We start from the raw sequence: 13,914 nt of genomic DNA, 5'->3' as shown, positions 1-13,914 counted from the left end.
AGTCACAAATTCGCGTACGTAGAAAGGTCATCTAATTAACTTGGTGTTAACATTGCTCGTCTAACACTAGGGACGGTGGAATATGAAATGGAGTAGTATCAGCTTCCGTAAAAGGCTGCTGATTATCATGACAGTCACTGGTCTTGTTGAACTTTTGATACTTTCAGCGGCTGGTTTTTATTATATCAAACAATCTCAAGAACAAGAGATGGGTTTGAAAGCGTTAGGTGTTGCTGAATTTCTGTCTGAATCGCCACTTGTCACCAGCATTATTCAAGAAAATGAAACGATGGGCCCTAATAGCGCTCCCTACGTTCTATCTGAAGAAACTCAAGTTAAATTTCGAAACCTTACCCAGCTCATTGGCGCGGCGTTTATCGTTGTGGGAGATGATAAAGGTATCCGCCTGATTCACCCTTATGATGACCGGCTTGGTAAACCCATGCGCGGTGGTGATAACCAAAAAGCATTGGTGTTGGGTGAATCTTATGTGTCGACGGCCAAAGGATCACTTGGTTTTTCTGTCCGTGGTAAATCCGCGGTTAAAGACCCACAAGGCACTGTCATTGGCGTGGTGTCGGTTGGCTACTTGTTGGACTCGTTACAAGACCGAATCGAACCTTATTTAGCCTTTTTGATTGTGATGGCGTTGCTGGTGGTTGCGGTCAACGCTTTGATTTCAAGCTATGTGTCTCGTCGCTTTCAACGCGCTATTTTAGGCTTTGAACCCGAAGAGATCGGCCGACTGTATGTCGAGTTAGATGTGACTATGAGTACCGTGAAAGAAGGTATTCTGAGCATCGATAAGCACGGAATTTTACGTTCTATTAATAAGAGTGCCTGCGATATTTTGTCTATCGATAGAGAGTCTGCACTCAACCAACAGCGCCTTTCAGATGTATTGGCCGGCAGTGATTTAGAGCAACTGTTATCCACTGGTGAAACCGACCACGACGTCGAGCTGTACCTGAACAATAAGCGAATCGTTGCCAACCGCAGTCCGATTATAGTGGCAGGTGAGGTGGTCGGGGCGGTATCCAGTTTCCGATTACGAGATGAAATCAACGATTTAACAGACCAACTCTCACAAACCAAAGAGTATGCAGATCTACTCCGTTCACAAACCCATGAGCATCAAAACAAGCTCAACACCATTAGTGGCTTGATCCAGATGGGCGAGTTGGATTCAGTACAACAGCTGATTGGCCAAGAAACAGCGCACTATCAAAGCTTGATCGAGTTCTTGCGTGAAACCGTTAAAGACCCGCTCATTGCAGGCATGCTCTTGGGGAAAACGGAGCGTGCAAGAGAAATAGGTTTAGAGCTCAAAGTCGAAGAAGGCTCAAGGCTTGAAGCATTGCCTAGCTGGCTGAACGCGGATGACGTTGTCACAATTCTTGGCAACCTGATTGATAACGCCTTTGATGCCACCATGACGGCTATTAAGCAAGAGGGTCAAATTACTCCAGCGCGTCGAGTTATTGAAGTTTCAATCAGTGATTTTGGTAATGAAATTATCGTAGAAGTAGAAGACAAAGGGTGTGGTTTGCCGAAAGACTTGGCGACGAAAGCACTCACCGAAAAAGGCGTATCGAGTAAAGCGAAACAGAATCGCGGCGTCGGTTTGTATTTGATAAAGCAACTGGCAGACCGATATCAAGGACAAATTGAAATGGTCGACAACCACGATTTTGGTACGCGAATGACGGTTTATCTGCCAAAAGAAGCACAATAATAATTAAGCGCGAAGTGATCGAGTGAAGATCATCGTGACGGAAAAAGCATGGTTAAAGGAAGAACATAAATGAGCGCAATCACGAGAGTCATGGTCATTGAAGATGATATTGCGATTGCAGAGCTACACCATCGTTATTTAGAACAGATGGGTGGCTTTGATGTGGTGGGGATTGCGACCACGCAGTCTGAAGCGTTAATGCAATTAGACATATTAAAGCCTGACTTGGTTTTATTGGATGTGTATCTGCCGGATGGATGCGGGCTTGATATTTTGAACCACGTTCGTGGTAGTAATCAGGGTTGTGATGTGATTTTGATTACTGCTGCGCGAGACGTCGATACCTTGCAACAGGCAATGCGCGGTGGAGTCGTGGACTATCTGCTGAAACCTGTGATGTTTCCTCGCTTAGAAGCGGCGCTGAAAAAATATCAATCGCAGCTGCAAGAGTTTGAAAGTGTGTCTGATTTGAACCAAGGTTTGGTCGATAAGATGCTGCAAGCCAACGCGAAAGCGGACTCAGGAAAAGTGTCAACATTACCCAAAGGAATTGATGGCGTAACGCTTGATAAAATTAGAGCCATTTTTCAACAAGCCGACATTGCTGATATTACAGCAGATGAAGCAGGTGAACGTATTGGAGCAAGCCGAACCACCGCCAGACGCTATTTAGAATTTTTGATTACCACTGGTGAGTTAGTCGCAGACTTAAATTACGGTACCGTAGGTCGCCCGGAGCGCTGCTACAACAAAGCGCAAAGATAAACACGACACCATCAAAATAAATATAAAGCCAGTTGAATAAGCTGGTTTTACCTTTTTCTCCCTTTCCTATTGCTCACTCCACCGACCAGATACCGTTCTTTCTTGACTACACTGTTTGAGAATGCCGATTTGCTTCTCCCTCGGGTCAAATGAACGGAACTATCGATTAGAATTTGTTCGAAATGAGTCAATATTTAATCGATTGCTTTCACAGTGGTTGATGTAAATCAAATAGTCATAGACAATACTGTCCCGAATAGAGGTGATAGCTTTCACCCTCGTTTACCAAACGCATTCTCAAATTTAATAGGCGCTTACTATTGATGTAATAGTTAAGACCTATTATCTATTTTCGTATGTCGCTGATACCTTTGGCGAATACTAAAAACCTTGTTTTTATAGGAAAGATGATGGTAATACCTGAAAACAGCAGCATCGTTATTTTTGGTGCGTCGGGAGATCTAACTTACCGCAAGTTAATTCCTGCTCTATACCACCTGTATGCTAGCAATCAACTACCAGAATCCTTTGCGATTCTTGGAGTGAGCCGTACTGAGTACAGCGATGAGTCTTACCGTGAGAAGCTGAAGAAGTCTCTTCAGGAAATGGAAAAAACTGAACCAGAGACGCTGAATGCATTTATTGAACATCTGCATTACCAAGCGATCAATACTTCAGATGTAGACGACTATGCTCGTTTAGCACAACGTCTAGACAAGCTTGAGCAAGACTACCAATTCGAAAACCATAACACATTGTTCTACTTGGCAACCCCGCCAAGCCTATACGGTGTGATTCCAGCAAACCTTGCTGCGCATGGCCTTAACGATGAATCGAACGGCTGGCGTCGTCTGATCATCGAAAAACCATTTGGTTACGACTTAGCATCAGCTCAAGCGTTGGATGAAGAGATCCATCATCACTTCCAAGAACACCAGATCTACCGTATCGACCATTACCTTGGTAAAGAGACGGTTCAAAACCTTCTAGTGCTTCGTTTCTCAAACGCGATGTTTGAACCACTGTGGAACCGTAACTTCATTGAATACGTTGAAATCACAGGTGCTGAGTTCCTTGGCGTTGAAGAGCGTGGCGGATACTACGACGGTTCTGGCGCAGTTCGCGACATGTTCCAAAACCACCTGCTGCAAGTGCTAGCGATGGTAGGTATGGAGCCGCCTGCACAAATTAACGCTGATTCTATTCGTGATGAAGTGGTTAAAGTGCTTCAGTGTCTGAAACCATTAGAAGAAGATGATCTGCGTAAAGACTTAGTATTAGGTCAGTACACAGCATCAGATGTTCGTGGTCAGCACCTACTAGGTTACCGTGAAGAGCATGGTGTAGCGGATGATTCTCGTACCGAGACTTACATCGGCTTGAAAGCTCACATCAATAACTGGCGTTGGAATGGTGTTCCTTTCTACGTACGTACAGGTAAACGCTTACCAACACGTGTGACTGAAATCGTGATTCACTTTAAGAACACGCCACACCCAGTATTTGGTCAAGATGCACCAGAGAACAAGCTGATTATCCGCATCCAACCGGATGAAGGTATTCAGATGAGCTTTGGTTTGAAAGAGCCTGGCGCAGGCTTCAAAGCAAAAGAAGTGAAAATGAACTTCTCTTACTCTGACTTGCCTGAAACTCAGATGCTGACGGCTTATGAGCGTCTTCTTCTTGATGCACTGAACGGTGATGCGACTCTGTTTGCACGTACCGATGCGGTAGAAGCATGTTGGAAGTACGTTCAACCAATCTTAGACTTCAAGCAAGATCCTCAAGCACTGTTTGGCTATGCTTGTGGTACTTGGGGCCCACAGGAAGCAGATGAACTTCTGCAACGTGATGGCCGCGCATGGCGTTTCCCATGCAAAAACTTAACAGACACGGATTACTGCGAACTATGATCAATCACAAGATCTTTGCAACGCCTGAACTGGTTGTTGAAAACCTAGCAAATGAAATGAAAGCATACAGCGAGCAGGGCAAACCTGTTCACATTTCACTGTCTGGTGGCAGCACGCCAAAAATGCTTTTCAAACTTTTAGCACAGGCGCCATACGCGGAAGGTATTCAATGGAATAACCTTCACTTCTGGTGGGGCGACGAACGTTGCGTTGTACCAGACGACGCTGAAAGCAATTTCGGTGAAGCAAACGCGCTCTTATTTTCAAAACTAAAAGAGTTTACTCAAGTAAACCTTCCTGCTGAAAACATCCACCGCATCCGTGGTGAAGATGAACCAAAAGCAGAAGCAGAGCGTTTCGCAAAAGAGATGGCAGACGTAATCCCAACAGAAAACGGCACGCCTGTATTCGATTGGATTCTGCTTGGTGTTGGCGCAGACGGCCACACAGCTTCACTATTCCCAGGTGCAACCAACTACCAAGATGAGAACCTATCTGTATTAGCTTCTCACCCTGAGTCTGGTCAAATCCGTGTTTCTAAAACAGCAAAAGTTTTAGAAGCAGCAAAACGAATCAGCTACCTAGTACTGGGTGCAGGTAAAGTTGAGATCGTTAAAGAAATTCATACAACTCCTGCTTCAGAACTGCCTTACCCGGCAGCGAAAATCCAGTCTAAAACTGGCGAAACAGAGTGGTTCTTAGATTCAAATGCAGCAAGTGCTATCGCATAAGTGCGAATAGCCGCAAGGAGATAAAATAATGAAAGGTGATATCGGTGTAATTGGCCTAGCAGTAATGGGTCAGAACCTTATCCTAAACATGAACGACCACGGCTTCAAAGTTGTGGCTCATAACCGTACTGCTGCTAAAGTAGACGAGTTCCTAGAAGGCCCAGCTAAAGGTACTAACATTGTTGGTGCTTACTCTCTAGAAGAGCTAGTTGAGAAGCTAGAAGCGCCACGTAAAGTGATGCTTATGGTTCGTGCTGGTGACGTTGTAGACACGTTCATCGAAAACCTAATCCCACTTCTAGACGAAGGCGACATCATCATTGATGGTGGTAACACTAACTATCCAGACACTAACCGTCGTGTAGTGCATTGTCGTGAGAAAGGCATCCACTTCATCGGTACTGGTGTATCTGGTGGTGAAGAAGGTGCTCGTTTCGGTCCCTCAATCATGCCAGGCGGCGCGGCTGAAGCTTGGGAAGCGGTTAAGCCAATCTTCCAAGGTATCTCTGCAAAAACTGACGCTGGTGAGCCTTGTTGTGACTGGGTTGGTAACGACGGTGCTGGTCACTTCGTTAAGATGGTACACAACGGCATCGAATACGGTGACATGCAGCTTATCACTGAAGCATACCAGTTCATGAAAGATGGCCTAGGTATGTCTGCTGACGAGATGCAAGCAGTATTCGCTGACTGGAACAAGACTGAGCTAGACAGCTACCTAGTTGAAATCACTGCTGACATCCTTGGCTACAAAGATGAAGACGGTGAAGCGCTAGTTGAGAAGATCCTAGACACTGCAGGCCAAAAAGGTACGGGTAAGTGGACGGGTATCAACGCACTAGACCTAGGTATCCCACTGACTCTAATCTCTGAGTCTGTATTCTCTCGTTGCCTGTCTGCTCTTAAAGACCAACGTGTTGAAGCTGAAGCTTTGTTTGAGAAGACAATCACTCCAGTTGAAGGCGACAAGCAAGAGTGGGTTGATGCACTACGTCAAGCTCTACTGGCTTCTAAGATCATCTCTTACGCTCAAGGTTTCATGCTAATGCGTGAAGCGTCGAACGAAAACGGCTGGGACCTAAACTACGGTAACGTAGCGCTAATGTGGCGTGGTGGTTGTATCATCCGTTCTGCATTCCTAGGCAACATACGTGATGCGTACGAAGCAAACCCAGACATCGCGTTCCTAGGTTCTGACGAGTACTTCAAAAACATCCTACAAGGCAGCCTAGTGGCATGGCGTAAAGTAGCAGCGAAATCTCTAGAGTCTGGTATCCCAATGCCATGTACGATTTCTGCGCTATCTTTCCTAGACGGTTACACAACTGCACGTCTACCAGCGAACCTGCTTCAAGCTCAACGTGACTACTTCGGTGCTCACACTTACGAGCGTACTGACCGTCCACGTGGTGAATTCTTCCACACAAACTGGACTGGTACAGGTGGCGACACTGCTTCTACAACTTACGACGTATAATCGTTAGTTAGAATCAGCTAAGAACTTTGTTGTTCTTATCCGCTGTAAACTAGAAAACAAAGGATGCCGATTGGCATCCTTTTTTGTAGGCTCTGAAAGAGATTCACGTACAGTAAATTTAATACAACCCGTTAAGCGAGCGCAGCTTGTGGACTTTGCACATCACTGTATTGCTCTCGTATCGACATGAAGTAATCAAGGTTTTGCTTCAGTGCAGACACACACTCTGGATCAAACATCAGCCCAGTATGCGCTTCAATGTAGTCCATTACCTTAGATGCTGACCATGCGTGTTTATAAGCTCGTTTACTCAGTAAAGCATCGAACACATCCGCTAGCGTGACAATTCTTGCCTCTAGTGGAATAGCTTCTCCAATGAGCGCATCTGGCAACCCAGAGCCATCAAACCGTTCATGATGGTGACGTACAATATTCTTGATGAACTTAACTTCTTCGTTACACATTGAGCTGTGGTGGGAAAGGGCAACCACGTCATCAATCATCTCTTCGCCATATATCGTGTGATTGTTCATGATGTTTCTTTCTTCTTCCGAAAAACGCTCAGTACTGAAGAGCACTTTGTCTGGGATTCGGTACTTACCTATGTCGTGAAATGGGGCATATAAGCGAATGCGGTGAACGAATTGGTGGGTAATCTCATTGTTACTGTGCGAAAGCGTACGTGCGAGTTGCTCGCTGTATTTTCCCATGCGAATCAGATGCTCCTTGGTTTCAGGATCACGTGCGTGCCCCATGTTTAGGGCGATTGCTAATGAGGACTGAAAATGTCTCTGACGTTCGAAGAGTTGCACAAACAGGTTCGAAATCGCTTGAGTGAGGTACGCGATGTCACTTTGTATTGTCTGCGTAGCAAAAAAGTCAGTGCATGATGCGTTGATGAAAACGAACCCGAGGTTACTCTCTTGGTAGTGGATTGGAGTGGTATAGCTACTTTGGTGACCAAGCTCGAGTAGATGAGAGATTTGCTTAGTCGGATTCATCAAAGAGAGGTCATCAACAATTCTTGTTTCTAATGATTCAGCCAGACGACTCAAAGCAGAGTTGGGTTTGCTCTCTTGTTCGATGTAGTGATGCTTAGCGTTTTGGCACAGTGAATCTGAAACAAAATAGTTGGATGCTTTATTTTCACTGCACAGCACCACGGATAGCCGAGATAATATGGGGTAGTGTTCGCGAGCTAGCTGGAAGAGATCATCGACTATGGCGATGATGTCCTTGTCTTGGGCTGCTGCTCTACTGAAATGGGAGTAGTCAAACATGTGGCAAGCCAACCTTTACTTATAATTATGTCATTGTTTAATGCGGTCTTTTACCGTTTCGATATTCAATAAAACCATAACACTGTGTTATTAAGATGTAACACTGTGTTATTAAGATGTAACGCTGCGTACTGAAAAACTTTAATAACATCACTAAATATATGGCTTTTGCATACGGTTACCACAAGTTTTGTTAAGTTAAACCAGTTTCATAATCTTTAAGGGGGAGTTTTGTTCGCAGAATGTCTTAGTCTGTATAGCGAGCTAAGGTAGGGTGTTAAGTGACCAATTCGAAATTAATTTCAAAGATAAATAGGATAACGAGTATGCTTTATGCCATCATAAAGGCATAAATAAGGGCAATGGATGTAATGCCCAAGTGATTGAGCTAGAAATGGTCAGTGATGACGGTGTTCTAGAGTAAATTCAAGGCCTTTAGTTGCCTTGAAAAAGGTAATGTTATGACTGAAGAAGAAAGAATCGAACTGCAACAAAATAACCCGCTACATGGCTTAAAGCTTGAAACCATGATCACTGAATTAGTGGATCATTATGGTTGGGAAATTTTAGATGCGGCAATGCGTATGAACTGCTTTAACACTAAGCCGACTGTGGCAAGTGCTGTTAAATACCTGAAGAAAACGGAATGGGCTCGTGAGAAGGTTGAGAACTTCTATCTTTACCGTTTCAAGCGTATGCCTAAAGCGTCGGACATTGAATACCAAATGCCTCCGCGTTCACGTACATTCCGCCATGGGCTAGAGCCTCGCGAACCAATGGAATTGACGGTAGAGTCTATCCACGCTTCACAAGCTAAAGCTGCGTCTGCATTTAAAGAGCGCCGCGGCGGTAACGGTCGTAACTTTCGTCGTTAATAGAAAGGCGTCGCTAGTAAAAGGGCGTCGTTAACAAAGCGTCGTTATTAGGTGTTGTTAACTAATACACCTAAGTAGATAAGCGAAAAACGCAAAAGGAGCCTATGAGCTCCTTTTTTAGTTCATTCGATTTAAACCGTAAATGGCTAAGCTTCGCGGTTCTTTCTTTGATTCTTCCAAAGATCGGTCAGATAAACGATCGCACTGACCAGTAAGAATAGCGCTGACACAGAAAACAGAGCGGGCATTTTTAGGATCCACGCGAATGTGGCAGCAAGAAAAGCGACAAAGCAAATGAGTCGACTTGATGACATGACATGACCGAGTTTAGTGTTCATAACGCCTCCTAATGAAGTCTCACTTTCGACAGGAGAATTATCCCACCTTTGGCAAAATAAAGGCTAAAAAACAGTCTAAATTGTTATCAAATTTGCTAATTGAAGGACTCGTCTCACATATTTTGGGTTGGCTATTTTATAAGCAATAAAATAACAGAATAGGTATGAGAAGGGGGGTAGTCTTTTCGCTCTATCTTTCATGTTGAAAGCCTTATTGAACCGAATGTCTAGTTAGTTTAAAACCGAGTTAGCATAAACCTAGCTGGTATAGAACCTACTCAGCATGAAACCTAGTTGGTATAGAAAAAGTAAGCGGTGATCAAAAAGCTCGCGATGATCACTGTGTTACGAACATACTGTTGAGGGATGCGGCGAGAGATTTTTGCTGAATAATAACCACCAACCAATGTACCCAATAATACAGCCATGCCAGACGGCCAATCAATCGAACCATTGACGATAAAAAACACGATCGCAGCGAGGGAAGCACATGCGGACACGAGCAGTTTGATGCCATTCATCACGTTGATGTTGGTGTAACCAGCAAGCGCCAAATAGCTCAATGTCACAATGCCCAAACCTGCATTAAAATACCCACCGTAGATACAGACAATCAAAAGCAATAAAGCGGAAAAGAATGCGCCTGCGCTGGTGGCGTGCTTATGCTTGGCTGTAGCTTGCTTAAGCCATTTATTAAGCGTGCCGCCAAACGTGAATAGCAGAGCCGCAAACAGCAGTAGCCAAGGAACGGATTGAGTGAACAGAGCTTCTGGTGTGTGAAGTAGCAAGACGGCCCCGATACCACCGCCAATTACACATAGAGCAATGGTCAACTTTAGCTGCTTAGTACCAGATTGAATTTCGTGGCGCAGAGCGTAGGCTCCGCTAATGTATCCAGCACACGAAGCAAAGGTATTGGTCGCGTTGGCTGCTATTGGTGGAACGCCAGCAAACAATAGAGCAGGGAAGGTGATAAAGCTGCCGCCACCCGCAATGGAGTTAAGCACACCGCCAATCACGCCTGATAAGAATAGAATCAACCAATCCATAGTTTTAGAATCCAATACGTTAACTAATTGGTTACCTTACTTGAATTTGTTATGAATATCAGCGCCATGTGTGTTGTAAAGATAGGTTTGTGAGTTTGCTACCATCTTTAATCGTTGGTTCAAATAGAGGCTCTAAATGAAAAAAGGAGCCAATAGCTCCTTTTGTTGAGGTTTAGTTGATTTAGCAGAGTATTACACTTCTACTGGCTTTGCTCTAAAGCTCTTGAATAGCTTAACTAGAATCGGGCTAGACAGAACTAATACCGCCAGAATTGTGAAGGTCATGGTAATTGGGCGTTCCCATAGGAAGCTGAGTTCACCATCGCTGATCATTAATGCGCGTCTCAAGTTCTCTTCCATCAAACCGCCCAATATGAAGCCTAACAGCAGTGGTGCCAATGGGAAGCTGGCTAGCCTTAGTGCTATTGCTGCCATCGCAACCAGCAGCATCACAAATATGTCCATCGTGTTGAAAGACACCAAGTACACACCTGTGATTGAGAAGAAGATGATCATTGGCAGTAGAACCGTTCTTGGTACCGCTAACAGCTTAGAAATGTATGGGATCAAAGGCAGGTTTAAGATAACCAGTACGATGTTGCCAAAGTACATAGAGATAATCACCGACCAGAATACATCTGGGTGTTCAACGAACAGGCGCGGGCCCGGTTGAATACCGTAAGCGATTAATGCACCCAGCATGATAGCCGTTGTACCAGAGCCCGGAATACCCAGCGTTAATAACGGAACGAATGAACCACTTGATGCTGCGTTGTTTGCCGATTCTGGAGCAACAAGACCACGAATGCTGCCTTTGCCGAACTCTTTCTGTTTGTCTTTTGGCGCTAGGCTACGCTCCATACCGTAACTTAGGAATGCCGCAATAGTGGCACCTGCGCCCGGTAGAACACCAGTAAAGAAACCGAGAATAGAGGAGCGAATTGACACCGGCGCGACTTCTTTGAACTCTTCTTTGGTGACCTTCATGCTGCCGATATCAGACATCTTTTGGCTTTCTTCAGCGCTGTTGTCTTGCTCAGGCTTAAGAATGCCCATTAAGGTTTCACCCAGTGCGAACGTCGCCATAGCCAGCAATAGGAAGCTGAAGCCATCCATTAGATCTGTTAGGCCGAATGTGAAACGTTCAACACCAACGCCTTTGTCGATACCTACGGTTGAAAGCATTAAGCCTAAGATAGTCATCATCCACGCCTTGATAACCTGTCCTGGGCCTGCAAACGCCGCTACAGCGGATAAACCTAGTAGCATCAGGGCAAAGTAGTCAGAAGACTGGAAGCTCAGTGATACGCTCGCTAGAGCCGGCGCTGCAATCAAAAGCATAATTGCTGAAAGTGTGCCGCCAGTAAAAGAAGAGTAAGCCGCGAGAGCAAGTGCTTTACCTGCTTGACCTTTTTGAGCCATCGGGTAGCCGTCAAACGCGGTTACTACCGTTGAAGAACAACCCGGAGCATTGATTAAGATTGATGATGTTGAGCCACCAAATACAGCGCCATAGTACACACCAGCCATCAAGATTAAGCCTGAAGAAGGATCTAGGCCATAAGTGATAGGGATCATCAGAGCAATCGCTGAAATTGGACCTAATCCTGGAAGCATACCGATGAAGGTACCAACGAAACAGCCCACGATGACCATCATGATGTTCATTGGCATCACGGCGGTCGAAAGTCCTTGTAAAATTCCGTCTAACATAATGTTGTCCCTACCAAAGAGTGAAGATTAAACCAGGCTCTAGGTAGATATCTAAGCCTTGAGTTAAAAGAAGAAAGAACGCGATAACGAAAGGAAACGACGCGCCAAATAAAATAGCTTTACGACGCTCACCCAGTAGGTAAAAGCCTGCAAGTAAGAAGAAGCTGGTTGCTAGAACAAAGCCAAGATAAGTCAGCCCAATACCGTATAGCGCCATTAACACCAAGAAGCCAATCAGAAGTTTCCAGTTCAGCGGCGTTGTGTCGCATATGACTTTCTTATCCGGTTGTCCTGTTATCAGCAGGATCAACGAAAGGCCAATGCCGATAAACGTCAACAGGGTAGGTAAGGTTCTTGCTGTGAAGGGTTCGTACTCGTCGCCGGGAAACAAAGGGATCAGCGTGGTTTGGTAGCCATAGCACAAGCACGCCAGCATAAAGATCATGGCTCCGATGCGATCCTTCGAAAGCAAAGATTCCTTACTCAGAAATTTGGTTGGTAAGTCCGACATGTCCAACTCCATTTGGGGTGGTGTAAAAAGTAAAAAAGCCGTACATGAGCGAGTTAATGAAGAATGTCTGGGATCACTAACTAAAGGTGAGCGAATGACATGGCTTGGATAAAGTAAGCCACTTGCATCTACAACGAATCAGCAAGCTTTAGCAATACGCTACGAATAAACAAAGGAGTTTTAGTTAACTCATGTACGGCGAAACAGGAAAGAGTAAGAGGGCACAAAGACCCTCTATGATTGTTGGTTATTTCAAGAAACCAAGCTCACGCATTAGGTCGCCCATCTGTTTTTCTTGGTCTTCTAGGAAGGCGTAAAAATCTTTGTCAGCTTTGTAGTTGTCGATCCAACCGTTACGGTCACGAACCACTTGCCACTCATCGGTTTTGTACATTTTGCCAAGAGCTTCGTTCCACTCGTCGATTTTTGCTTGGCTTGTACCCGGTGCCGCAAAGAAACCACGCCAGTTAGCAAATACTGTCTCGTTGCCGTATTCAGTCAGTGTTGGGATGTTAGGCGCAGCGTCAAGACGCTTTGGAGCCGTCACAGCAAGCACTTTTACTTGGCCAGATTTAGACATCTCTAGTACTTCACCAAGGCCCGTTGAAAGCAGCTGTGTTTCGCCAGAAAGCAATGCCGCCATCGCTTTACCACCAGCATCGTAGGCAATGTAACGAACTTTCTTCGCATCAAAACCTTCGCCTTTGAATGCTGCAGCAACCACAAGGTGGTCCATGCTGCCACGAGCTGAACCGCCAGCAATTTTCACTTTACGTGGGTTGGTTTCGAATTCTTTAACTACATCTTCCCAAGTGTTGTACTTAGAATCCGCAGACGCGACGATTGCACCGTAATCGGCAATGGTTGCTGCTACCGGAGTTAGGTCACGGAAAGATTGTGGGAAGATACCTGTTAGTGAACGAACAACGATAGGCGTTGAGTTCACCATTAGCGTGTCTTCTTGGCGTTGTGCTGTTTCGATTAGGTGAGCAATCGCTTTACCGCCACCGCCACCAGACAGGTTTTGGAAAGAGACATTTTCTACGATGTCTGATTTCACCAATACATCACCCGTACCACGAGCTGTCATATCCCAACCACCACCAGCGCCGCCAGGGATTAGGAAGTGGATTTTTTCTACGTCAGCAGCAAAAGTGTTGAAAGAAAAGGTTGCTGCGATGATAGAAGCCGCAAGAGTAGGTTTCAGTGCCTTGAACATGGTTCACGTTCCTTATGTAGGGGATCTCTTCAATGGAGAGAAACTTATGTTTTATTTCCAGCTACTAAACAGATGAGTAGGATATTGCTTAGCAGATGAAGCTAAAGTTAACGGTGTGTTAATGAAATGTCTGTAATGCGGCGATATTGAGAATAAAGAACATTGGATTAATATTGTTCATAAAGTTCACGGCGAGGTGGTTTTGTCCATTTACTTTTGAATGATATCTGGATTCTAAAATCGTAGTTATTGTCTCAGAATGATTGAATTCATTGACAAAGGTTGGATCTAACTAGCGTTTTCTACTC

12 protein-coding genes are annotated in these 13,914 nt (G+C 44.9%); 6 read left to right on the top strand and 6 right to left on the bottom strand.

Features of this window, described 5'->3' with window-relative positions:
* The first annotated feature begins 82 nt into the window (after positions 1–82).
* The 5 genes from ACED45_RS06335 (at position 83) to gnd (ending at position 6,621) form a co-directional block, all read left to right on the top strand.
* Entirely contained in the window at positions 83–1,735 is a 1,653-nt protein-coding gene (locus tag ACED45_RS06335; protein ID WP_442806841.1) for an ATP-binding protein, read from the top strand.
* Positions 1,736–1,804: 69 nt separating this feature from the next.
* Positions 1,805–2,500 (top strand): response regulator, encoded by a 696-nt coding sequence (locus tag ACED45_RS06330; protein WP_371713526.1) that lies wholly within the window; start codon positions 1,805–1,807, stop codon positions 2,498–2,500.
* A gap of 410 nt (positions 2,501–2,910) precedes the next feature.
* On the top strand, positions 2,911–4,413 hold the full coding sequence (gene zwf / locus ACED45_RS06325; protein WP_017059714.1) for a glucose-6-phosphate dehydrogenase: 1,503 nt from the start codon (positions 2,911–2,913) through the stop codon (positions 4,411–4,413).
* Positions 4,410–5,144, top strand: coding sequence for a 6-phosphogluconolactonase (gene pgl / locus ACED45_RS06320; protein WP_017066266.1), 735 nt, complete (start codon positions 4,410–4,412; stop codon positions 5,142–5,144). The genes zwf and pgl overlap by 4 nt, the downstream gene beginning before the upstream one ends.
* A gap of 28 nt (positions 5,145–5,172) precedes the next feature.
* Positions 5,173–6,621, top strand: a complete 1,449-nt coding sequence (gene gnd / locus ACED45_RS06315; RefSeq protein WP_017066265.1) for a decarboxylating NADP(+)-dependent phosphogluconate dehydrogenase — start codon at positions 5,173–5,175, stop codon at positions 6,619–6,621.
* A gap of 131 nt (positions 6,622–6,752) precedes the next feature.
* On the opposite strand, the gene ACED45_RS06310 is transcribed toward gnd, so the two are convergent.
* On the bottom strand, positions 6,753–7,913 hold the full coding sequence (locus ACED45_RS06310; protein WP_371713525.1) for an HD-GYP domain-containing protein: 1,161 nt from the start codon (positions 7,911–7,913) through the stop codon (positions 6,753–6,755).
* A 449-nt stretch (positions 7,914–8,362) separates the two neighbouring features.
* On the opposite strand from ACED45_RS06310, the gene ACED45_RS06305 reads away from it, so the two are divergent.
* Positions 8,363–8,776, top strand: coding sequence for a VF530 family DNA-binding protein (locus ACED45_RS06305; RefSeq protein WP_010438513.1), 414 nt, complete (start codon positions 8,363–8,365; stop codon positions 8,774–8,776).
* A 146-nt stretch (positions 8,777–8,922) separates the two neighbouring features.
* Here the strand turns inward: ACED45_RS06305 and ACED45_RS06300 are convergent, their stop codons facing one another.
* The 5 genes from ACED45_RS06300 to ACED45_RS06280 form a co-directional block, all read right to left on the bottom strand.
* Complete coding sequence (locus tag ACED45_RS06300; protein WP_055318310.1) at positions 8,923–9,114, bottom strand: hypothetical protein; 192 nt, start codon at positions 9,112–9,114, stop codon at positions 8,923–8,925.
* A 290-nt stretch (positions 9,115–9,404) separates the two neighbouring features.
* Entirely contained in the window at positions 9,405–10,163 is a 759-nt protein-coding gene (locus tag ACED45_RS06295; protein ID WP_029405317.1) for a sulfite exporter TauE/SafE family protein, read from the bottom strand.
* A gap of 192 nt (positions 10,164–10,355) precedes the next feature.
* Complete coding sequence (locus ACED45_RS06290) at positions 10,356–11,876, bottom strand: tripartite tricarboxylate transporter permease (protein ID WP_048659453.1); 1,521 nt, start codon at positions 11,874–11,876, stop codon at positions 10,356–10,358.
* 10 nt (positions 11,877–11,886) lie between these two features.
* Positions 11,887–12,387 (bottom strand): tripartite tricarboxylate transporter TctB family protein, encoded by a 501-nt coding sequence (locus ACED45_RS06285; RefSeq protein ID WP_371713524.1) that lies wholly within the window; start codon positions 12,385–12,387, stop codon positions 11,887–11,889.
* A 247-nt stretch (positions 12,388–12,634) separates the two neighbouring features.
* The gene (locus ACED45_RS06280) at positions 12,635–13,606 is read right to left on the bottom strand and encodes a tripartite tricarboxylate transporter substrate binding protein (RefSeq protein WP_017055247.1); all 972 of its coding nucleotides are present in this window, start codon (positions 13,604–13,606) and stop codon (positions 12,635–12,637) included.
* Between the last annotated feature and the right edge of the window lie 308 nt (positions 13,607–13,914).

This window comes from Vibrio crassostreae (assembly GCF_041439375.1).
Taxonomy (GTDB): Bacteria; Pseudomonadota; Gammaproteobacteria; order Enterobacterales; family Vibrionaceae; genus Vibrio; species Vibrio crassostreae_D.
The sequence above is the reverse complement of the archived record's forward strand: the minus strand, read 5'-3'. Positions and strand labels throughout refer to the sequence as shown.